This window comes from Streptomyces sp. NPDC015139 (genome assembly GCF_043079785.1).
Taxonomy (GTDB): Bacteria; Actinomycetota; Actinomycetes; order Streptomycetales; family Streptomycetaceae; genus Streptomyces; species Streptomyces albidocamelliae.
Window position 1 is genome coordinate 128616 of record NZ_JBIBUW010000010.1, and the last position, 19599, is coordinate 148214.

20 protein-coding genes, 1 tRNA gene and 1 pseudogene are annotated in these 19599 nt (G+C 73.0%); 12 read left to right on the forward strand and 10 right to left on the reverse strand.

Annotated elements, in window-relative coordinates:
- Positions 1 to 43 precede the first annotated feature (43 nt).
- A complete protein-coding gene (locus tag ACF08B_RS26020; RefSeq protein WP_176985783.1) occupies positions 44 to 214 on the forward strand; it encodes a hypothetical protein in 171 nt (56 codons plus the stop codon).
- Here the strand turns inward: ACF08B_RS26020 and ACF08B_RS26025 are convergent.
- Genes ACF08B_RS26025 through ACF08B_RS26040 form a run of 4 tightly spaced genes read right to left on the reverse strand, consistent with a single transcriptional unit; the run spans position 211 to position 3984 of the window.
- On the reverse strand, positions 211 to 1239 hold the full coding sequence (locus tag ACF08B_RS26025; protein WP_392319803.1) for an L-idonate 5-dehydrogenase: 1029 nt from the start codon (positions 1237 to 1239) through the stop codon (positions 211 to 213). The two genes, ACF08B_RS26020 and ACF08B_RS26025, sit on opposite strands and share 4 nt — an antisense overlap.
- A gap of 14 nt (positions 1240 to 1253) precedes the next feature.
- A complete protein-coding gene (locus ACF08B_RS26030; protein ID WP_392319640.1) occupies positions 1254 to 2015 on the reverse strand; it encodes an SDR family oxidoreductase in 762 nt (253 codons plus the stop codon).
- A gap of 13 nt (positions 2016 to 2028) precedes the next feature.
- Positions 2029 to 3426 carry a GntP family permease gene (locus tag ACF08B_RS26035; RefSeq protein ID WP_093478986.1) on the reverse strand — a complete coding sequence of 466 codons (1398 nt, stop codon included), beginning with the start codon at positions 3424 to 3426 and terminating at the stop codon, positions 2029 to 2031.
- A 39-nt stretch (positions 3427 to 3465) separates the two neighbouring features.
- Entirely contained in the window at positions 3466 to 3984 is a 519-nt protein-coding gene (locus ACF08B_RS26040; RefSeq protein ID WP_093695828.1) for a gluconokinase, read from the reverse strand.
- A 140-nt stretch (positions 3985 to 4124) separates the two neighbouring features.
- Here ACF08B_RS26040 and ACF08B_RS26045 point away from each other — a divergent pair, with 140 nt between their 5' ends.
- Entirely contained in the window at positions 4125 to 4826 is a 702-nt protein-coding gene (locus ACF08B_RS26045; protein WP_093478989.1) for a FadR/GntR family transcriptional regulator, read from the forward strand.
- A gap of 6 nt (positions 4827 to 4832) precedes the next feature.
- On the opposite strand, the gene ACF08B_RS26050 is transcribed toward ACF08B_RS26045, so the two are convergent.
- Complete coding sequence (locus ACF08B_RS26050; RefSeq protein WP_392319641.1) at positions 4833 to 5216, reverse strand: YchJ family protein; 384 nt, start codon at positions 5214 to 5216, stop codon at positions 4833 to 4835.
- 173 nt (positions 5217 to 5389) lie between these two features.
- Between ACF08B_RS26050 and ACF08B_RS26055 the strand changes: the two genes are divergently transcribed.
- From ACF08B_RS26055 to ACF08B_RS26065, 3 genes are read left to right on the forward strand one after another with little or no spacing between them, the layout of a single operon-like run.
- On the forward strand, positions 5390 to 5701 hold the full coding sequence (locus ACF08B_RS26055; protein ID WP_392168924.1) for a dsRBD fold-containing protein: 312 nt from the start codon (positions 5390 to 5392) through the stop codon (positions 5699 to 5701).
- A 12-nt stretch (positions 5702 to 5713) separates the two neighbouring features.
- Positions 5714 to 7021 (forward strand): phosphoribosyltransferase family protein, encoded by a 1308-nt coding sequence (locus ACF08B_RS26060; protein WP_392319642.1) that lies wholly within the window; start codon positions 5714 to 5716, stop codon positions 7019 to 7021.
- 8 nt (positions 7022 to 7029) lie between these two features.
- Entirely contained in the window at positions 7030 to 8160 is a 1131-nt protein-coding gene (locus ACF08B_RS26065; RefSeq protein ID WP_392319643.1) for a CapA family protein, read from the forward strand.
- Between the two features lie 70 nt (positions 8161 to 8230).
- On the opposite strand, the gene ACF08B_RS26070 is transcribed toward ACF08B_RS26065, so the two are convergent.
- Positions 8231 to 8318: transfer RNA gene (locus tag ACF08B_RS26070), tRNA-Leu, on the reverse strand.
- A 247-nt stretch (positions 8319 to 8565) separates the two neighbouring features.
- Here ACF08B_RS26070 and ACF08B_RS26075 point away from each other — a divergent pair.
- The 3 genes from ACF08B_RS26075 (at position 8566) to ACF08B_RS26085 (ending at position 11255) form a co-directional block, all read left to right on the forward strand.
- The gene (locus tag ACF08B_RS26075; protein WP_392319644.1) at positions 8566 to 9891 is read left to right on the forward strand and encodes a M20/M25/M40 family metallo-hydrolase; all 1326 of its coding nucleotides are present in this window, start codon (positions 8566 to 8568) and stop codon (positions 9889 to 9891) included.
- A gap of 146 nt (positions 9892 to 10037) precedes the next feature.
- The gene (gene chpH / locus ACF08B_RS26080; protein WP_073899767.1) at positions 10038 to 10271 is read left to right on the forward strand and encodes a chaplin ChpH; all 234 of its coding nucleotides are present in this window, start codon (positions 10038 to 10040) and stop codon (positions 10269 to 10271) included.
- Between the two features lie 144 nt (positions 10272 to 10415).
- A complete protein-coding gene (locus ACF08B_RS26085; protein ID WP_392319645.1) occupies positions 10416 to 11255 on the forward strand; it encodes a chaplin in 840 nt (279 codons plus the stop codon).
- 85 nt (positions 11256 to 11340) lie between these two features.
- On the opposite strand, the gene ACF08B_RS26090 is transcribed toward ACF08B_RS26085, so the two are convergent.
- On the reverse strand, positions 11341 to 11529 hold the full coding sequence (locus tag ACF08B_RS26090; protein ID WP_005485166.1) for a DUF5703 family protein: 189 nt from the start codon (positions 11527 to 11529) through the stop codon (positions 11341 to 11343).
- Between the two features lie 47 nt (positions 11530 to 11576).
- Between ACF08B_RS26090 and ACF08B_RS26095 the strand changes: the two genes are divergently transcribed.
- Positions 11577 to 12290: a hypothetical protein gene (locus ACF08B_RS26095; protein ID WP_392319646.1), complete on the forward strand. Its 714-nt coding sequence runs from the start codon at positions 11577 to 11579 to the stop codon at positions 12288 to 12290.
- A 97-nt stretch (positions 12291 to 12387) separates the two neighbouring features.
- Here the strand turns inward: ACF08B_RS26095 and ACF08B_RS26100 are convergent, their stop codons facing one another.
- Together ACF08B_RS26100 and ACF08B_RS26105 are read right to left on the reverse strand one after the other, a co-directional pair.
- Positions 12388 to 14634: a helix-hairpin-helix domain-containing protein gene (locus ACF08B_RS26100; protein ID WP_392319647.1), complete on the reverse strand. Its 2247-nt coding sequence runs from the start codon at positions 14632 to 14634 to the stop codon at positions 12388 to 12390.
- Complete coding sequence (locus ACF08B_RS26105; protein WP_392319648.1) at positions 14631 to 15614, reverse strand: aldo/keto reductase; 984 nt, start codon at positions 15612 to 15614, stop codon at positions 14631 to 14633. Before ACF08B_RS26105 ends, ACF08B_RS26100 begins: the two co-directional genes overlap by 4 nt.
- Before the next feature lie 174 nt (positions 15615 to 15788).
- On the opposite strand from ACF08B_RS26105, the gene ACF08B_RS26110 reads away from it, so the two are divergent.
- The gene (locus ACF08B_RS26110) at positions 15789 to 16844 is read left to right on the forward strand and encodes an LLM class F420-dependent oxidoreductase (RefSeq protein ID WP_392319649.1); all 1056 of its coding nucleotides are present in this window, start codon (positions 15789 to 15791) and stop codon (positions 16842 to 16844) included.
- 199 nt (positions 16845 to 17043) lie between these two features.
- A complete protein-coding gene (locus ACF08B_RS26115; RefSeq protein ID WP_392319650.1) occupies positions 17044 to 17835 on the forward strand; it encodes a ferritin-like domain-containing protein in 792 nt (263 codons plus the stop codon).
- Positions 17836 to 17845: 10 nt separating this feature from the next.
- Here ACF08B_RS26115 and corA read toward each other — a convergent pair.
- Positions 17846 to 18840 (reverse strand): annotated as a pseudogene (gene corA / locus ACF08B_RS26120) (magnesium/cobalt transporter CorA).
- 61 nt (positions 18841 to 18901) lie between these two features.
- On the opposite strand from corA, the gene ACF08B_RS26125 reads away from it, so the two are divergent.
- The gene (locus tag ACF08B_RS26125; protein WP_392319651.1) at positions 18902 to 19588 is read left to right on the forward strand and encodes a histidine phosphatase family protein; all 687 of its coding nucleotides are present in this window, start codon (positions 18902 to 18904) and stop codon (positions 19586 to 19588) included.
- Positions 19589 to 19599 lie beyond the last annotated feature (11 nt).

Below are 19599 nucleotides of genomic sequence, written 5' to 3' on the forward strand. Positions count from 1 at the left end.
GGCGACGCACTCTGAACCCCACGCGCCACAGAGGAGCAGCACGATGAGCCGAGCCACCGACACCGTCCGCGTCGTCGAGTACTGGACGGACCGGGACACCCACGTGATCATTCCCGTCCAGCGCTGCGAAGAGGTCGACCGCATGAGCGACGCGCAGCTGATCTCACGGTTCGGGGACCCCGAGCACGGGACGGTCGCCCGCATCGTCCACTAGGGACACGCGAAGTCCAGCAGCACCTTGCAGGACCGCTCCCGGTCGGCGGCCAGCGCGAACGCGGCCTCCGCTTCGGCCACGGGCGTGACGGCACTGATCAGCCCGTCGAACTCACCGCGGGCCGCGAGCAGTTCGAGGGCGTCGTCGAACTCGTCGGCGAACCGGAACGATCCGCGCAGCTCGATCTCCCGGCTCACCACGAGGTTGCCGGCGAACGGGCTCCGCCCCGGCGGCAGCATCCCGAGCTGCACGACCACGCCTCCGCGCCGCACCAGCCGCAGACACGTGTCCAGACCGGCCGCGACCCCCGACGCCTCGACGGCCACGTCCACGTCCGCCGGCCACCCGGAGTCGCGGGCGTCGTCGGCCCGTACGAGCGTGTCGGCGCCGGCGACGGCCGCGTACCGCAGCGCCTCCGGCACCAGGTCGGTCACCGTCACCCGGGCCGCACCGGCCGCCTTCGCGGCCGCGACCACCAGGCATCCGATCGGTCCGGCCCCGGTCACCAGCACATGCAGCCCGGACACGTCACCGGCCCGCCGCACGGCGTGCAGGGCCACCGACAGCGGCTCGGCGAGCGCGGCCCGCCGCAGTCCGAGACCGGCGGGCAGCTCCCTCAACTGCTCGGCCGGTACGGCCACTTGTGCGGCGAAGCCGCCCTGGACGTGCGGTGCGCGGGCCGCGCTGCCCAGATAACGGGTGTCACGGCACACGTTCGCCCGCCCGTCGGCGCACTCCGGACAGACCCCGCACGGCGTGGCGGGATGCACGGCGACCGCCGTACCCGGGGCCGGACCGGCCGCCTCCGCCCCGTAGGAGACCACCGTCCCCACCACCTCGTGACCGAGGACCAGCGGCTCCCGGAGCCGGAAGTCCCCGACCCCGCCGTGCCGCCAGTAGTGCAGATCGGACCCGCACACCCCGCCGTACCGGACGGCCACGAGCGCCTCGCCGGGCCCCGGTCGGGGAGCGGGCAGCTCCGTCACCCGGAGGTCGCCCGCACCGTGGATCACACAACCCAGCACACCCACCGCCCCCTTCACAGCACGCTCGTCATGCCGCCGTCGACGTACAGCACCTGGCCGCCGACGAAGTCCGCCGCGGGTGAGGCGAGGAAGAGCAGTCCGCCCACCAGGTCCTCGGTACGGCCCCAGCGGCCGGCCGGGGTGCGCCCGCGCACCCACGCGCTGAACTCCTCGTCCGCCACCAGGGGACGGGTCAGCTCGGTCTCGATGTAGCCGGGGCCGAGGCCGTTGACCTGCACACCGTACGGTCCCCAGTCCGCGCACATGCCCTTGGTGAGCATCTTCAGTGCGCCCTTGGTCGCCGCGTACGGCGCGATGCCCGGCCGGACGACCTCGCTCTGCAGCGAGCAGACGTTGACGATCTTGCCGTGGCCGCGTCGCGTCATGCCCCGGGCGGCCTCCCGGCCGACGAGGAACGCACTCGTGAGGTTGGTGTCCAGCAGGCGGTGCCAGTTCGCGTCGGTGAATTCCAGCAACGGGGCGCGCAGCTGCATGCCCGCGTTGTTCACCAGGATGTCGAGCGGGCCCACCCGCTCCTCGACGTCGGCGATCCCGGCGGCCACGGCCGGGCCGTCGGTCACGTCGAACACCGCCGTGCGGACGTCACCGGGCAGCTCCGCGGCGGCCTCGGCCAGCCGGTCGCCGTCGCGCCCGTTGAGGACCACCGTGCAGCCGGCCTCGGCCAGGCCCCGCGCCAGCGCGAGGCCGATGCCCCGGCTGGAGCCGGTGACCAGGGCCGTGCGGCCGCCGATGTCGAAGAGGGGGTGAGCCGTCATCGCCGTAACGCTCCTAGATCACCAGGGACAGCAGCAGGATCAGGCCGCCGGCAACCACCGAGATGATCGTCTCCATCACCGACCAGGTCTTCACCGTCTGCCCGACGGTCAGCCCGAAGTACTCCTTCACCAGCCAGAAGCCGGCGTCGTTGACATGGCTGAAGAAGAGCGAGCCCGCGCCGATGGCCAGGACCAGCAGGGCCGCGTGGGTGGTCGACATGTCGGCCGCGAGCGGCGCCACCAGACCGGCCGCCGAGACCGTCGCCACCGTCGCCGAGCCGGTCGCCAGCCGGATCGCCACCGCGATCAGCCAGGCCAGCAGCAGCGCCGGGATCGACCAGTCCTTGGAGACGTCCAGGATCATCTGGCCCACACCGGAGTCGATCAGCGTCTGCTTGAAGCCACCGCCGGCACCCACGATCAGCAGGATGCCCGCGATGGGCATCAGGCCCTTCTCGACGGTCTGCTGCAGGCGGTCCTTGCCGAAGCCGGCCGGCCGGCCCAGCGTGAAGAAGCCGACGAGGACGGCGGCGAGCAGGGCGATCAGCGGAGAGCCGATGACGTCGAAGACGCGCTGCGTGGAGTTCGCGGGGTCGTCGATGACGATGTCCACCAGCGCCTTGGCCAGCATCAGCACCACCGGCAGCAGCATGGTGAACAGGGTCGCTCCGAAGCCCGGGCGGCGCTCCAGCTCGTCCGAGGCGCGCTGGGGCAGCATCCGGTCGGGCGCCGGTACGTCGACCCAGCGGGCCGCGACCTTCGAGAACAGCGGACCGGCGATGATCACCGTCGGGACGGCGACCAGGAGACCGAGCGCCAGCGTCACACCCAGGTTCGCCTTGACCGCGTCGATCGCGACCAGCGGGCCGGGGTGCGGCGGGATCAGGCCGTGCATCACGGACAGACCCGCGAGGGCGGGGATGCCGATGCGCATGACGGAGTAGTTGCCCCGCTTGGCGACCATCAGCACGACCGGGATCAGCAGCACGATGCCGACCTCGAAGAACAGCGGCAGGCCGATCACGGAGGCGATCAGCACCATCGCCCAGGGCATGGCACGCCCGCCCGCCTTGGCGAGGATCGTGTCGACGATCTGGTCGGCACCGCCGGAGTCGGCGAGCAGCTTGCCCAGGATCGCCCCGAGCGCGATCAGGACGCCGACGCCGGCCACGGTGGTGCCGAGCCCGGTGGTGAAACTGACGATGGCCTTGTCGAGCGGCGCTCCCGCGACCGCACCGAGCACCAGTGACCCGATGGTCAGGGCAAGGAAGGCGTGCAACTTGAACTTGGTGATGAGCAGGACGATCACGGCGATGCCCACCAGGACGGCTATGCCCAGCTGGGCATGTCCGGCGGAGGTGATCGGCGCGGGCGCGTCCGCTGCCAGCATCTCGACGCTGAGTCTGGTCACGGGGGTTCCCTTGTGAAGACGGGGGACGGGGGTGAGGTGTTACTCGGATGCGAGGGGAAGCGCGTCCAGCGCCCGTACGGCGCGTTCGGTGATCTCCTGGGGACTGCCCGCGACGTCCACGGCGACTCCCGCCTCGTCCGCCCCCAGCGGCTGCAGGGTGGCGAACTGGGAGTCCAGCAGCGCGGTCGGCATGAAGTGCCCCTGGCGCTGCGTCATCCGGTCCTCGATCAGCTTCCGGTCACCGGTGAGATGCACGAACACGACGCCCGGGGCCACGGCCCTGAGCCGGTCGCGGTACGACCGCTTCAGCGCCGAGCTGCTGACCACCCCGCCGAGCCCGGCCCGCCCGTGCGCCCAGTGCCCGATGGCCTCCAGCCAGGGCCACCTGTCGCTGTCCTCGAGCGGGATCCCGGCGGACATCTTGGCGATGTTGGCCGGGGGGTGGAAGTCGTCGCCCTCGGCGTACGGAACGCCCAGTCGCGCGGCGAGCAAGGGACCGATGGTGGTCTTGCCCGTCCCCGCGACGCCCATCACGACGACGACCTGGGGGGTACGCATCACTGCCTCGCTGTCTTCCTCGACATCCGACGCCACATCGGCGTCGCCACACTGAAACCTATTAGGTACGACGAATTCAAGAGTGTGTGACGTATAAGTCTGACTTTTTGTCTCCGTGATCCAGGCCGTACGCTGAGTGCATGACCACACCGGGCCGGGGGCTGCACGGCCACGTACTGGACACCCTCGGCCCCGCGATCACCGCGGGCGAGTACCCGCCGGGCAGTGTTCTGCGCACGGACGAACTCGCCCAGCACTTCGAGGTGTCACGCTCCGTGATGCGCGAGGCGGTCCGCGTCCTGGAGTCCATGCACCTGGTCGAGTCCCGCCGCCGCGTCGGCGTCACGGTCCGCCCGAAGGCCGAGTGGAACGTCTACGACCCGCAGGTCATCCGCTGGCGCCTGGCCGGCGCCGACCGCCCGCACCAGCTGCGCTCCCTGACCGTGCTCCGCTCGGCGGTCGAGCCCCTGGCCGCGGCCCTGGCCGCCCGGCACGCCACGGCGGAGCAGTGCGCCGAACTCACCGAGTGCGCCCTCGGCATGGTGGCCAACTCACGCGGCCACCGGCTGGAGAAGTACCTCATCCACGACATCGCCTTCCACCGCGTCGTCCTCAACGCCTCGGGCAACGAGATGTTCGCCCGCCTCGGCGACGTCGTCGCGGAGGTCCTCGCGGGCCGCACCCATCACGAGGTCATGTTCGAGGACCCCGACCCGGCGGCCGTGACCCTGCACGTACAGGTGGCGGAGGCGGTCCGCGCCGGCGACGCGGCACGCGCCGAGGAACTGACCCGCCAGATCACCGTGGGCGCCCTCCAGGAACTGGACATCCTGGCGCCCTAGCCGGCCTCACTCCCGCTCTTCGGGAAACTCCCCGTCCACGTACACCCACGCCCCGTCCACCCGCTCGAACCGGCTCCGCTCCAGCAGCGAACCGCCCCGGTAGGACGCCCGGAAGGTCACCGTGCCCGCGCTGTGGAAGGCCGACCCGTCGATGGCGTCCAGGATCTCCAGACCCGTCCACCTCGTCCCCGGGTCGAGCTCCAGCCGCCCGGGCCGGGTCCGCGGATGCCAGGTGCGCAGCAGATAGCCCGCGTCCCCCTTCACGAACGCGCTGTACCGCGAGCGCATGAGCAGCTCCGCGGTCGGGGCGGCCGCCGAGCCGCCGTGGAAACGGCCGCAGCAGGCGTCGTAGGACGCGGGGAGTCCGCAGGGGCAGGTGCGCGAGGTCATGACGCACATTCTGCCCGGACAGGGGAGGCGTCCGCCGCGGCCCGGGTGCACAGTGGAAGGGGCGTGGTCGCCGCGCCCCGCCAAGGCGCCGGCAACCGCGCGACCAGCCACGACGGACCGGCAGGCGACCGGCGGCCCGTAGCGGCCCGACCCGCGGAGCGAGGTGGCGGACGATGACCCGACCGGTGAGCAGCCGTGCTCCGGCCATCAAGGAATGGCGGCTGAACCTGTACCTGTCCGAGCACGACCCGGACACCACGGCCCGGATCGTCCTCGACACCGGCGACAACGTCCTGGAGAGCCACGCCGAGGCCCGGCGCAGCCCCTACGACCAGGCGATACCCGACATCGGCGACGAACTCGCCGCCGGCCGCGCCCTCATCGCCATGGGCCGCCTGCTGCTGCGCGCGGCCGACGGGGACATGAAGGCGACGGGCGCCGCCGACGCGGAGGGCCCCTCCCCGCTCTGGCTGGCCCGGGAGTGACGGAGCGGCACCATGCTCTTCACCGACCGCACCGAGGCGGGACGGCAGCTGGGCAGCCGCCTGCGACACCACCTCAGGGGCCAGGACGTCGTCGTGCTGGGCCTGCCCCGCGGCGGGGTACCGGTCGCCGCGGAGGTCGCCGAGGCACTCGACGCGCCGCTGGACGTCTGCCTGGTCCGCAAACTGGGCGTGCCCTACCAGCCCGAGCTCGGCATGGGTGCCATCGGCGAGGACGGGGTGCGGGTCGTCAACGAGGAGGTACTGCGGCACACCGGCGTCGGCCGGGCCGACCTGGACCGGGTCGAGGCGCACGAGCGCACGGTCCTCGACCGGCGGGCGGCCCGCTACCGCGGCGCACGCGCCCCCGTCACGGTCACCGGCCGGACCGCCGTGGTCGTCGACGACGGAGTGGCCACGGGCTCCACCGCCAGGGCCGCCTGCCGGATCGCCCGGGCCCGCGGGGCGGCCCGCATCGTGCTGGCGGTACCCGTGGCACCACGGGACCTCGCCCGCCGGCTCGGCGACGACGCCGACGTCGTCGTCTGCCTCGACACCCCCGCCGACTTCTTCGCCATCGGCCAGTTCTACGGCGACTTCACCCAGGTCGACGACGAGGAGGTCACCGCCTGCCTGCGACGGGCCGCCGCCCGCCACGGCCGGGCCACCGGCACCCCCGGCCAGGACCACGAGGTCGAACCGGTCGCCGGCACCGTACGCCTGCGCGGACGGCTCACCCTGCCGGCCGGCGCCACCGGCGTCGTCGTCTTCGCCCACGGCAGCGGCAGCAGCCGGCACAGCCCCCGCAACCGGTTCGTCGCCCGGGGACTGAACCGCGCCGGACTCGGCACCCTGCTCTTCGACCTGCTCACCGAGGACGAGGAACGCGACCGGGCCAACGTGTTCGACATCCGCCTGCTCGCCGAACGGCTGGCCGGCACCACCGACTGGCTGCGCGGCCACCCCGGGGCCGAAGGGCTCGCCGTCGGCTACTTCGGCGCCAGCACCGGCGCCGCCGCCGCCCTGTGGGCCGCCACCGAACCCTCCGCACGCCCCGCCGCCGTCGTCTCCCGCGGCGGCCGGCCCGACCTCGCCGGGCCGCGCCTGCCCGCGGTGACCGCGCCCACCCTGCTCGTCGTGGGCGGCGCCGACCCGCTGGTCCTCGAACTCAACCGCGCGGCACAGGCCCGGCTGAGGTGCGAGAACCGGCTGGAGACCGTCCCCGGTGCCACCCACCTCTTCGAGGAGCCCGGCACCCTGGAGCGGGTGACCGACCTGGCCCGCGACTGGTTCACGGACCACATGGCTCCCGCGCACGTGTAGGCCGGACCGTGCACGAGGGACGCCTCACCCTCTTCCTCGCCGGTGACGTCATGCTCGGCCGGGGCGTCGACCAGATCCTCGCGCACCCCGTCGACCCCGCCCTGCGCGAGGACTGGGTGCACGACGCCCGCGACTACGTCGCCCTCGCGGAGGCCGCGAGCGGCCCGATACCCCGGCCCGCCGATCCGGCCTGGCCGTGGGGCGAGGCACTGCCCGCCCTGGACCGCGCCGCACCCGACGTCCGCGTGCTCAACCTGGAGACCGCCGTCACCGCGGACGGCGACTTCGCGCCGGGCAAGGGCGTCCACTACCGCATGAACCCCGCCAACCTGCCCTGCCTGGCCGCGGCCCGCCCCGACGTCTGCACCCTCGCCAACAACCACGTGCTCGACTTCGGGCCGCGCGGCCTCACGGACACCCTCGGCGCGCTGACCGCGGCCGGCCTGCGCACGGCCGGCGCAGGCCCGGACTCCGATACCGCGTGGCGGCCCGCGGCCGTCCCCGTGCGCACCGGCGGACGCCTGCTGGTCCTCTCCTTCGGGATGCCGTCCAGCGGCATCCCGCACAGCTGGGCCGCCACCGCCGAACGGCCCGGGGTGGCCCTCGTGGCCGCGCCCACCGAACGCGCCGCGGCCCTCCTCGCCGACCGGCTGCGAGCGCGAAGACGCCCCGGCGACCTCGTGGTCGCCTCCGTCCACTGGGGCTCCAACTGGGGACACACCGTCACCCGCGCCGAGATCCGCTTCGCCCGCGCGCTCGTCGACGCCGGGGTCGACGTCGTCCACGGCCACTCCTCGCACCACCCGCGCCCGGTCGAGGTGTACCGGGACCGGCTCGTCCTCTACGGCTGCGGCGACCTCGTCAACGACTACGAGGGCATCGGCGGCCACGAGCGCTACCGGGACGACCTGCGACTGCTGTACCTGGCCTCCCTGGACGGCGGCACCGGCCGGCTGACCGGCCTGCGCATGGTGCCCCTCCTGGCGCGCCGGATGAGCCTCACGCACGCCTCCGCCCGGGACACGGCCTGGCTGCGCGCCACCCTCGACCGGCACGGCCGCGACCTGGGCACCCGCATCGACCTCGGACCCGACGGCACCCTCACCGCACGGCCGCTGCGCCCGGGCCCGCCCCGCTGAACGCGCCACCCGGGAGGCCGGGGCCGGACGCCGGGCAACGCAAAAGGCCCCTGCAGAGCAGGGGCCTCACTGGTGTCCGAGGGGGGACTTGAACCCCCACGCCCGATAAAGGGCACTAGCACCTCAAGCTAGCGCGTCTGCCATTCCGCCACCCGGACAAGGTGTCTGTCGCGCGGGGTTTCCCTCGCGGCGACGAAGGAAACATTACCAGGCTTTCGGAGGTGCCTGATCACACCCCGTCCGGGCAGCGCCCCGGCGTGAACGGCGTGTGACGGGCCGGTACCGGTCTTTGGCCCGGGCAGGGGGCGGAGAGAGGATGAGGTGACCACCGGCAGGGACGCCCCCGGCACGACGGCGGACGGGACGACCGGCGGACAGGCAGCAGTGACAGCGGGAGGAAGCAGCGTGAGCGAGACGGACACGGCCAGGAGCGTCTCCGGCGAGGACGAGGTCGTGGACCTCTGCCGCGAGCTGATCCGGTTCGACACCAGCAACTACGGCGACCACTCCGGACCCGGTGAGCGCAAGGCCGCCGAGTGGGTGGCCGAGAAGCTCGCCGAGGTCGGCCTGGAGCCACAGATCTTCGAATCGCATCCGGGGCGCGCCTCGACGGTGGCCCGCATCGAGGGCGAGGACCCGTCCCGGCCCGCGCTGCTCATCCACGGACACCTGGACGTCGTACCGGCCAACGCGGCCGACTGGACCCACCACCCCTTCTCCGGCGAGATCGCCGACGGGTGCGTGTGGGGGCGCGGAGCGGTCGACATGAAGGACATGGACGCGATGACCCTCGCGGTCGTGCGGGACCGGCTGCGCAGCGGACGGCGGCCCCCGCGGGACATCGTGGTCGCCTTCCTCGCGGACGAGGAGGCCGGCGGCACCTACGGCGCCCGGTACCTGGTCGACAACCACCCCGAGCTGTTCGAGGGCGTCACCGAGGCGATCAGCGAGGTCGGCGGCTTCTCCTTCACGGTCAGCGAGCAGCGGCGGCTCTACCTGATCCAGACCGCCGAGAAGGGCATGCACTGGATGAAGCTGACCGTGGCCGGCACCGCCGGGCACGGGTCGATGATCCACCGCGACAACGCCATCACCGAGCTGTCGGAGGCCGTCGCCCGGGTCGGCCGGCACACGTTCCCGGTCCGTGTCACCAAGACCACCCGGGCCTTCCTCGACGAGTTGGGCGACGCCCTCGGCACCGAGCTGGACCCGGAGGACATGGAGTCCACCATCGCCAGGCTCGGCGGCATCGCCAAGCTCATCGGCGCGAGCCTGCGCAACACGGCCAACCCCACGCAGCTGAACGCCGGCTACAAGGTCAACGTCATCCCCGGCGAGGCCACCGCCAACATCGACGGCCGGTTCCTGCCCGGCCACGAGGAGGAGTTCCTCGCGGACCTCGACCGGCTCCTGGGCCCGAACGTGCGGCGCGAGGACGTGCACTCCGACAAGGCGGTGGAGACCACGTTCGACGGGGCGATCGTCGAGGCCATGCAGTCCGCGCTGCTCGCCGAGGACCCGGCGGCGAAGGCGATCCCCTTCATGCTGTCCGCCGGCACCGACGCCAAGTCCTTCGACGACCTGGGCATCCGCGGCTTCGGCTTCGTGCCCCTCAAGCTGCCGCCGGAGCTGGACTTCGCGGGCATGTTCCACGGGGTGGACGAGCGGGTGCCGGTGGACGGGCTCCAGTTCGGCGTGCGGGTGCTCGACCGCTTCATCGACGCCTCGTGAGGACTTTTCACCGGGTAATCGGCCAGTCGTACGAGATCGACTGAGAAGGGTGAATGCGACGATAGGCTCGTAGCTTCATTAGTTCCTCCTCGTTACTGGTGATGTGACTCCGCACCTTGGAGTCGCATTGCCAACGAGGAGGAACAATGATCAAGAAGGTCGTCGCTGCTGCGGCTGCCACCGGTGGGCTGGTTCTCGCGGGTGCGGGCCTCGCCGTCGCCGATTCCGGTGCCCAGGGTGCCGCCGTGCACTCCCCGGGTGTCCTTTCCGGCAACGTCATCCAGGTGCCCGTGCACGTCCCGGTGAACGTCTGCGGCAACACGGTCAACGTGATCGGGCTCCTGAACCCCGCCTTCGGCAACACCTGCATCAACAAGTGACGCCTGCTCCCTGAGGGGGCGTCTTTTTGCGAGCCGTCGGCCTCGGAGCGCGCGCCATGCGCTCCGAGGCCGACCGGCCTTTCTGCACCGTTCCATGTCCTGGACCGGTGTACGCGGAATTTCGAAGGCAGGGGGGAACTCAGCATGCGACAAAGCACCCGCAAGGGCCTGATGACCATGGCCGCGGCGACCGGTGTGATCGCCGCCGCGAGCGGCTACGCCCACGCCGACTCGGGCGCGCACGGCACCGCCGGCGGCTCACCCGGCGTACTGTCCGGCAACACGGTGCAGGCGCCGGTGCACGTGCCGGTGAACGTCTGCGGCAACACCGTCGACGTCGTCGGGCTCCTCAACCCGTCGGTCGGCAACACCTGCGCCAACCGGAGCGGCGGGTCCGGGGGTTACGGCGACTCGGGCCACGGCGGTTCGGGCCACGACGGCTCGCACGCCGGCGGCCGCACCGGTGGCTCACCGGGCGTCGGTTCCGGCAACACCGTGCAGGTACCGATCGACGTCCCCGTGAACGTCTGCGGCAACAGCGTCGACGTCATCGGCGCCGGAAACGCCACCACGGGTGACGACTGCGTCAACGGCGGAGGCGGTCACCGCACCCCGCCGGGAGACGGCCACGGCAACCCGCCCGGCCACCCCGGGCATCCCGGCCACCCGGGCCACCCCGGGCATCCGGGTCACCCCGGAACTCCCGGTCAGCCGGGCACCCCGGGTCACCCGGGCACTCCCGGTCACCCCGGCACTCCCGGTACGCCGGGCCACCCCGGTACGGGCACGCCCGGCAAGGGCGGCCACACGTCCCACGGGTCCACCCAGGTCCACGCGCAGACCGCCGGTTCGACCCGGACACCCGCCACCGCTCAGCTCGCCCACACCGGCAGCGACGTCCCGCTGGGCCTGGCCCTGCCGGTCGGCGCCGGGGCGCTGCTCGCGGGCGCGGTCCTCTACCGCAAGGCACGGGCCGCGGCGTAACGCCACGCCGGACACGCAGCGGGCCCCGCCGTCCCGGCGGGGCCCGCTGCGTTCACCTGTCCTGTCCGGTTCCTGTCCGTCCGTCTCACCAGGTGGCGCGCACCTGGCGGATGATCCGCCGACGCAACCGCACCCTGCGGCTGCCGTCGCGCAGCAGGCTCAGTCGGTCCAACTCCCAGTGTCCGTACTCGGCGTGGTCGGTCAGCAGACGCGTGGCGTCCTTGCGGGACACTCCGCGAGGCACGTACACGTCGACAAATTCGTATTCCGGCATCGCATCTATTGTGCGGGCTGGTGCCCGGTACGGATAGCGTCTGCACTATGTCTGATGCTGCGCAGCCCACCGCTGCCGAGGTACGCGCCGCCGCCGAAGCGGTGAAGACCGCGCTCGACCGTCACCTGGCTGCGGTCGAGGGCCGGTCGGGGGAGGACGACCCGGCCGTCTCCGAGGCGTTCAACCAGCTGGCCGCGGCCGCCGAGGCGTACGACGAGGTGCTCTACGACCGCTACGACGAAGTCACCCCCTTCGAGATCCCGGGTGCGGAGGACACGCTGCCGCCCTACGCCGGCCCCGAGGAGCCGAACGCGATCAGCGTGCTGATCCGCCGCGACTACACCGTGGCGGAACCCCAGCGGCTGCTGGCGCAGGCCCAGCGGGTCGAGGCGGCCGAGTACGAGGACATCGGCGGCAACGGAAACGGTGCCGGCACGACGCTCCCCGGGTCGCTGGGCATCCTCTTCGGCGAGTTCGAACCGGACGAGATCGCTTCCCGGCACAAGGAGTTCGGCCTGGAGGAGGGCGACTCCACGCTCTGGGTCACCGCGACCGACGAGGCCCCCGAGGCCGGGGAGTGGCTGGAAGCCCCGTTCGAGCAGGTCGATCCGCAGCAGGTGGTGTGCCGGTTCGACGTCAGTGCCGTCTTCGACGACGAGGACGACGACCAGGACGACGAGGACGATCTCGAATTCGTCGAGGACACGGGCGAAGTGGACGAGGCCGTGGACGCGGACGAGGCCGAGGACGCCGGGAGGTGATCCCGGCCCGCGGTGCCGTCACCGCCCCTGGCCGGCACGGCACCGCCGGACCCCGCCGTCGCGGCTGACGGCCGCCGCGACGGGGAGCGGGCCGGAATCAGTCCGGCGTCGGCACCTGCGCACGCAGCAGCGTCTGGAGCCGGGTCGTGCGCGGCTTGGCCGTGATCTCCGCGACCGCCTTCGGCAGCGCCTGCTCCACTCCGTGCACCACGGACAGATGCCGCTCCGCCCGGGCGAACGCCGTGTACACCCAGGGCCTGCTGAGCGCCTGCGCCGCGTCGCCGGGCAGCACCACGACCGCCGCGGGCCAGCGCGCGCCCACCGCCTGGTGCGCGGTGAGCGCCCAGCCGTGCCGGACCCACGCCTCCACCCGCTCCCTCGGTACGACCACGGGAGCGCCCGCACAGGTCAGGTGCAGCCCCTCGGCGTCGGCCTTCACCACCACGCCCGGGACGGCACGGCCCGGCGCGGGGGAGTGGACGATCCGGTCGCCCGGGTCGAAGCCGCCGAAGCGGCCCGGACCGGGGTTGAGCCGCTCCTTCAGGGCGGAGTTAAGAGCCCGCGTGCCCACGGCACCGCCGTGCCCGGGGGTGATGACCACGGTCTGCTCGGCCGGGACGCCGATCGCCCGCGGTACCGAGTCGGCGACCAGCTGCACGGTCCGGTGCACGGCCTCGCCCGCGTCCCGCACCGGCACGACGACGATCTCCTTGCCGGGCGCGTCCACCTGGTTCAGCTCGCCCACGCCGACACCGGAGACCAGCTCGCCGAGCGGGCCGGGGTCGGGGACGCGGGAGGCGACCTGGGGGCAGCGGCGAGCGGCGAGGAGATCCGCGAAGACCCGCCCCGCACCGGCCGACCACAGCACACCGGGATCGCCGCTGAGCAGCAGCCGGGCACCGTCGGGCAGCGACTCCACCAGCATCGCGGCGTGCTCCACGTCCAGCTGGGGCGCGTCCGTCACGATCAGCAGATCGAGTTCCAGCGCGCCGTCGGCGTCCCGGCCGGGCCCCTCGGCGCCGGACAGCAGACCGTCGACCGTGCCCACACCGTGCTCCGCCGGCTCCCGGCCGGAACGCGCCGCGAGGCGGTCCCGCCCGTCCGCGGTGTGACAGACGGCGAAGGCCCGCAGGCCCGCGGCACGGGCGGCGTCGAGCAGCGCGGCCGGTTCGGCGCGGGCCGCCTCCCCGCCCGTGTGCAGCACCAGACCGTGCGCCGCGACCGCGCGGACCAGCTCGGCCGGGCCTCGGGACACCCCGGCGACGGCCGCCTCCCAGGCCTGCTCGGCCTCCTTCGACGGGGAGTTGACCAGCCGGGCCAGGCCGTCGGCGAGGCTCTCCTCCGCCATCGCGTACCGCTCCAGGGCGACGAGGACCCGGACCGGCCGCTCGGCTTCCTCCTCCTCGGCGTCCTCCGCCCGCACCGCCGGGGCGCCGGGCTCGTCCAGCGGGTCCTGGAACACAAGGGCCTCGCCCTCGGCGAGCGCTTCCTGCACCGCCTCGTCCGGGCCGGGCACACCCTGCCGGCCCAGAGCCGTGGTGAGCGTGGACAGATCCAGGGCGGTGTGGCCGGCCGCGGCGGCCTGCTCCAGCAGCCAGACCGTGAGCGCGCGGCCCCGCCGCTCGTCGTCCGGACCGCACGCGGCACCGAGCAGCGCCCGCGCGAAGCCGTCGGCCTGCTCGGGCCTGACACCGGCGACCCGGAGCAGCTGCCACGGGTCCTCCCTCAGCGCCGTGTCGGCGCCCTCGCCGAGAGCCGCGGCCACCGGGAAGGCCAGGGAGTCCGGTGCGCCGCCCTCGGTCAGCACCCGGCGCGCGGCCTCCACGGCCTGCGGGGCGGGTGCGTCGGACACGACGGGCGTGACGGGCGCGGCGGGGACGGGGACGGGCGCGGGCTGTGGACGCCGCACGGGTTCCGGAGCCGGGTCCCGGGGGGCGGGCGCGGGTCCGGCCGGCACCGCGGCCACCGGCTTGCGGCCGCTCTCCACGGCGCGTACGGCCGCGAGCAGGTCGGCCGCCGTGCCGCTGAGCTTGGCACCGCTCGCGATCGGGGCGTCGCGTTCGGCCTTGCGCCGCTCGATGCGCTCCCGCTCGACCCGCTGCGCGGCCAGCTCGGCCGCCGCCTCGGACTTCTCGGCGGGGGCGCTCTGCTCGCCACCGGCGAGGTCCGCGTCCCCCTCGGTGCCGCCGGTGCCGCGGGTCTCCCCGGTGTCCTGCCCGGACCCCTCCGGCTCCCCGCTGTCCTGCGCACGGCTCTCCTCGGGTGCCGCTTCCCGGCCGGCGGTCTCCGGATGGTCCGGCGTCCCCGGCCCGGCTTCCTCCGTGGTCTCCGGCTCCGTGCTCACAGCGTGCTCCAGTCGTGATCGGGATAGCGGTGCACGGGCGCCGACACATCGTCGAGCGCCCGGCAGATCTCGTCAGGAAGACTAAGGGCCTCCACTGACAATGCGGCCGTGAGCTGCTGCGCGTTGCGCGCGCCGACGATCGGCGCGGCCACACCCGGCCGGTCCCGGACCCAGGCGAGCGCCACCTGGAGCGGGGTGACCGCGAGCCCGTCGGCGGCGGTCGTCACCGCGTCCACGATGCGCGCCGCCGTGTCGTCGAGGTACGGCTCGACGAACAGCGCCAGATGCTCGGAGGCGCCGCGCGAGTCCGGGGGAGTGGCATGGCGGTACTTTCCGGTCAGCACCCCCCGCCCGAGCGGCGAGGACGGCAGCAGACCGACACCGAGATCGAGCGCGGCGGGCAGCACCTCGCGCTCCGCGCCCCGCTGGAGCAGCGAGTACTCCAGCTGCGTGGCGGCCAGCCGGGTCCGGGTGCCCGGCGCCGCGAGCTGCCAGGTGGCCGCCTTGGCGAGCTGCCAGCCGCAGAAGTTGGAGACGCCCGCGTACCGGGCGCGCCCGCTGCTGACCGCCAGATCGAGAGCCTGGAGCGTCTCCTCGAGCGGGGTCTCGGGGTCGTAGGCGTGCACGTGCCACAGGTCGACGTGATCGGTGCCCAGGCGGGCCAGGGACGCGTCGAGCGCGGCGAGCAGGTGGCCGCGCGAGCCGTCGTAGCGGCGGTCGGGATCGGGGACGCTGCCCGCCTTGGTGGAGATCACCAGGTCCCGGCGCGGCACCAGGCCGTCCATGAGCCGCCCGAGCAGGTACTCCGCCTCCCCGTCGCCGTACACGTCCGCCGTGTCGACCAGGGTTCCGCCGGCATCCCAGAACGCCTTCAGCATGTCCGCGGCGTCGTGCTCGTCGGTGTCCCGGCCCCAGGTGAGGGTGCCGAGCCCGATCCGGGACACACGCAGGCCGGTACGGCCGAGATGCCTCTGCTCCATGCGGGCGAGATTACTGGCCAGAACCTCTGCCGTGGGTGGCCTGTGGACAACCGGTTCCGCCCAGGTCCTGCGCACTCCGGCCGCCCGTCCGCCCTGCGGACCCTGCCCCCGGGCGCCACCGCGCGCTAGGGTCACCCCCACAGGGACGTTACTCACGGGTAAGGGGAATGGGCCATGCAGCTCGGGATCAACCTCGGCTACTGGGGTGCCGGAATGGACGGGGACAATCTGGCCGTGGCCCAGGAGGCCGACCGGCTGGGCTTCTCCGTGTGCTGGGCCGCCGAGGCCTACGGGTCCGACGCGGCCACGGTGCTCAGCTGGGTCGCCGCGCAGACCGAGCGCATCGACGTCGGCTCCGCCATCTTCCAGATCCCGGCCCGGCAGCCCGCGATGACCGCGATGACGGCGGCGACGCTCGACTCCCTCTCCGGCGGCCGGTTCCGGCTCGGCCTCGGCGTCTCGGGACCGCAGGTCTCCGAGGGCTGGTACGGCGTCAAGTTCGACAAGCCGCTGGCCCGCACCCGCGAGTACGTGGAGATCGTCCGCCGGGCGATGACCCGGGAGCGGCTGACCTACGAGGGCGAGCACTGGACGCTGCCGCTGCCCGGCGGGCCGGGCAAGCCGATCAAGCTCACGGTCCACCCGGAGCGTGAGCACATCCCGCTGTACATCGCCGCGATCGGCCCGAAGAACCTGGAGCAGACCGGTGAGATCGCCGACGGCGCGCTGCTGATCTTCCCCGCCGCGGAGCACCTGGAGGAGACCACCCTCAAGCACCTGCGCGCCGGCCGGGAGAAGGCGGGGCTCACCCTCGACGGCTTCGACGTCTGCCCGACCCTGCCGCTCGCCGTCGGCGAGGACAAGGACGTGGCCCGGCTCGCGGACACCTTCCGCCCCTACACCGCGCTGTACGTCGGCGGCATGGGCAGCGCCAAGCAGAACTTCTACAACCAGCTCGCGCAGCGCATGGGTTACGAGAAGGAGGCCGCCGAGATCCAGCAGAAGTACCTGTCCGGGGACAAGCAGGGCGCGGCGGCCGCCGTGCCGCAGGACCTCATCGACAAGACCGCGCTGCTGGGCTCCGTCGACCGCATCGCCGACCGTATGAAGGCCTACGCGGCCGCCGGGGTGACCACCCTGAGCCTCGCCCCCGCCGGCTTCACGCTCGAGGAGCGGCTCGCCTCCCTGCGGGCCGGCAGCGAGGCCCTGGAGCGCGCCGGCCTCGCCTAGCGGGGGAAGTTTCCGCGGCCGTGGTGGGGGCTCGGGGGTCTTCCCCGCCACGGCCGTCACGGGGATCAACGCGCCCGGCGGCAGGCGGTTACGACCTCGGCGCGTCCGTCTTTCGGCCGATCGGCTCACCCCCTGTTGCAGCCCCACTGCGCCCGCAATTGACTCGTTCTTTGCGGAATCCTGCAGAGAGGTGTCTGCCATGCTGTCGGCCAAGCGTCTGTTCCAGGAGATCCTCGGCAACGACGAGTCCTTCCGGCTCTTCTGCTCCATCGCCGCGGGCGGAGAGGCCCAGGGCGGCTGGGAGAACGGGCGCATCGCCGCACTGGTACCCCACAGCCGGCGGGCCCTCGCCCCCAAGATCGCCCGCCACGGCGCCGACGAGGACAAGCACGGCCGCATCTTCACCGCCCTGCTGCGCAGACGCGGGCTCACCCCGTGCCCCGTCCCGCCCGAGACCGACTACACGATGCTCCTGGAACGGCGCGGCATCGGCCTCGCCCACGACCGGCTCGCCCGGCAGGAACCGCTGACCGAACGCGACCTCGTCGTCTACCTCGCGCACAGCAGGGTCACCGAACAACGCGCCGCCGAACAGATGCGACTGCTCCTGCGGCACTTCGCCGGCCACCCGGAGATCGGCCGCGCCGTCCGCGTGATCGCGCACGACGAGGACAACCACCTCGCCTACACCCACGAGGAACTGCTGCGCCTCGCCGCCGCCGGGCACGGCCCGCTGATCCGGCGCACCCTGCGCGAGTGCGCGCTCGCCGAGATCCGTGTCCACCGCGACGTCAGCCTCGCCGTCGTGGCCCGCATGGGCCGCATCCTCGGCTGGCCGGTCCCCAGGGCCACGCTGCTCGCGGCCGGCATCCACACCGTGTACGCCTGGGAACGCCTCGCCGGCTGGCGCCGCATGGTCACCCTCCGCATGCCCGAGCGCCGTGACGCCCTCGGCGGCCCGGAACCCGCCCCGGCCGCCGAGTTCGCCTGACGGCGCCGCCTCACAGCCAGCCGCGCCGCTTGAACAGCCGGTACAGCAGCACCTCCAGCACGGCCATCACGACGATCACCACCGGGTACGCCCACAGCCAGTGCAGCTCGGGCATGTGCTCGAAGTTCATGCCGTAGATCCCCGCGATCATCGTGGGGACCGCCGCCATCGCCGCCCAGGCCGAGATCTTCCGCATGTCGTCGTTCTGCCGCACGCTCATCTGCGCCAGATGCGCCGACAGGATGTCCGACACCAGCCGGTCCAGGCCGTCCACGGACTCGTTGACCCGCATCAGGTGGTCGCTCACGTCACGGAAGAAGGGCCGCGCCTTCTCGTTCACGAACGGCACCTCGCCGCCGAGCTGCCCCACGCCGGCCAACCGGGTCATCGGCACGGCCAGCGGGCCGGTGGCCCGGCGGAACGTCAGCACCTGCCGTTTGAAGGTGTAGATCCGGGACGCGGTGTTGCGCGAGCCGCCGGTCTCCGGCTGGAACACCTCCGTCTCCAGCTCCTCCAGGTCGGTCTGCAGCTCCGTCGCCACGTCCAGATAGTGGTCGACGACGGCGTCCGAGATCGCGTACAGCACCGAGGTGGGGCCCTTGTCCAGCATCTCGGGCTCCGCCTCCAGCCGGTGCCGTACGGCCGCCAGCGGCGAACCCACGCCGTGCCGGACGGTCACCGCGAAACCGTCGCCTATGAAGATCATGATCTCGCCGGTCGAGACGGTGTCGCTGTCCGGCTCGTACGCGACCGGCTTGAGCACCAGGAACAGCGAGTCGTCGTACACCTCGAGCTTCGGGCGCTGATGCGCCTTGAGCGCGTCCTCCACGGCCAGCGGATGCAGCCCGAACTCCCGGGTGACCAGGTCGAGTTCCGCTCCGACGGCTCGTGCAGCCCGATCCACACGAAGCCGCCCGCCGCCCGCGCCTCCTCGAGCGCGTCCGACAGGTCCTCCGGGCCCTCCGTACGGTGCCCGTGCCGGTAGATGGCACAGTCCACGATCACGTGGTGCATCCTCCCTTCGCCCGGTCCCCGCCGCTCGGCGGCGACCACCTACCCTTGCCGCATGCCCACCCTGATCCTCGTAAGGCACGGACGGTCCACCGCGAACACCTCGGGCGTGCTCGCCGGGTGGTCGCCGGGCGTCGCCCTGGACGAGCGCGGTGCCGCGCAGGCCGCCGCGCTGCCCGGCCGGCTCGCGGGCCTGCCCCTCTCCGAGGTGGTCGTCAGCCCGCTCCAGCGCTGCCAGGAGACCGTCAGGCCGCTGCTGGAGGCCCGCCCGGAACTGCGCCCCCACACCGACGAACGGATCGGGGAGTGCCACTACGGCGACTGGACCGGCCGCAAGCTCGCCGAGCTCACGGACGAGCCGCTGATGGAGGTCGTCCAGGCGCACCCGTCGGCCGCCGCCTTCCCCGGCGGCGAGTCCATGCGGGCCATGCAGACCCGCGCCGCCGAGGCCGTACGCGAGTGGAACGCACGCGTGGAACGCGACCACGGCGCCGACGCCGTCTACCTGATGTGCTCCCACGGTGACATCATCAAATCCCTCGTCGCCGACGCCCTCGGACTCCATCTCGACCTCTTCCAGCGGATCTCCGTGGAACCGTGTTCCATCACCGCGATCCGCTACACCCGCCTGAGGCCGTATCTCGTGCGCCTCGGCGACACCGGGGATTTCGCTTCCCTGGCCCCGCGCGAGGAACCCGGCGAGGGCGACGCACCGGTCGGAGGCGGTGCGGGCGCACCGTGATCGTCGGGCGC

What these genes read in the sequence shown, in the direction of transcription:
- ACF08B_RS26095 (WP_392319646.1), top strand. Translation starts at nt 11,577, where the DNA reads ATGTCTGATGCTGCGCAGCCCACCGCTGCCGAGGTACGCGCCGCCGCC.
- ACF08B_RS26110 (WP_392319649.1), top strand. Translation starts at nt 15,789, where the DNA reads ATGCAGCTCGGGATCAACCTCGGCTACTGGGGTGCCGGAATGGACGGG.
- ACF08B_RS26115 (WP_392319650.1), top strand. Translation starts at nt 17,044, where the DNA reads ATGCTGTCGGCCAAGCGTCTGTTCCAGGAGATCCTCGGCAACGACGAG.
- ACF08B_RS26105 (WP_392319648.1), bottom strand. Translation starts at nt 15,614, where the DNA reads ATGGAGCAGAGGCATCTCGGCCGTACCGGCCTGCGTGTGTCCCGGATC.
- ACF08B_RS26085 (WP_392319645.1), top strand. Translation starts at nt 10,416, where the DNA reads ATGCGACAAAGCACCCGCAAGGGCCTGATGACCATGGCCGCGGCGACC.
- ACF08B_RS26045 (WP_093478989.1), top strand. Translation starts at nt 4,125, where the DNA reads ATGACCACACCGGGCCGGGGGCTGCACGGCCACGTACTGGACACCCTC.
- ACF08B_RS26090 (WP_005485166.1), bottom strand. Translation starts at nt 11,529, where the DNA reads ATGCCGGAATACGAATTTGTCGACGTGTACGTGCCTCGCGGAGTGTCC.
- ACF08B_RS26050 (WP_392319641.1), bottom strand. Translation starts at nt 5,216, where the DNA reads ATGACCTCGCGCACCTGCCCCTGCGGACTCCCCGCGTCCTACGACGCC.
- ACF08B_RS26040 (WP_093695828.1), bottom strand. Translation starts at nt 3,984, where the DNA reads ATGCGTACCCCCCAGGTCGTCGTCGTGATGGGCGTCGCGGGGACGGGC.
- ACF08B_RS26125 (WP_392319651.1), top strand. Translation starts at nt 18,902, where the DNA reads ATGCCCACCCTGATCCTCGTAAGGCACGGACGGTCCACCGCGAACACC.
- ACF08B_RS26020 (WP_176985783.1), top strand. Translation starts at nt 44, where the DNA reads ATGAGCCGAGCCACCGACACCGTCCGCGTCGTCGAGTACTGGACGGAC.
- chpH (WP_073899767.1), top strand. Translation starts at nt 10,038, where the DNA reads ATGATCAAGAAGGTCGTCGCTGCTGCGGCTGCCACCGGTGGGCTGGTT.
- ACF08B_RS26030 (WP_392319640.1), bottom strand. Translation starts at nt 2,015, where the DNA reads ATGACGGCTCACCCCCTCTTCGACATCGGCGGCCGCACGGCCCTGGTC.
- ACF08B_RS26060 (WP_392319642.1), top strand. Translation starts at nt 5,714, where the DNA reads ATGCTCTTCACCGACCGCACCGAGGCGGGACGGCAGCTGGGCAGCCGC.
- ACF08B_RS26055 (WP_392168924.1), top strand. Translation starts at nt 5,390, where the DNA reads ATGACCCGACCGGTGAGCAGCCGTGCTCCGGCCATCAAGGAATGGCGG.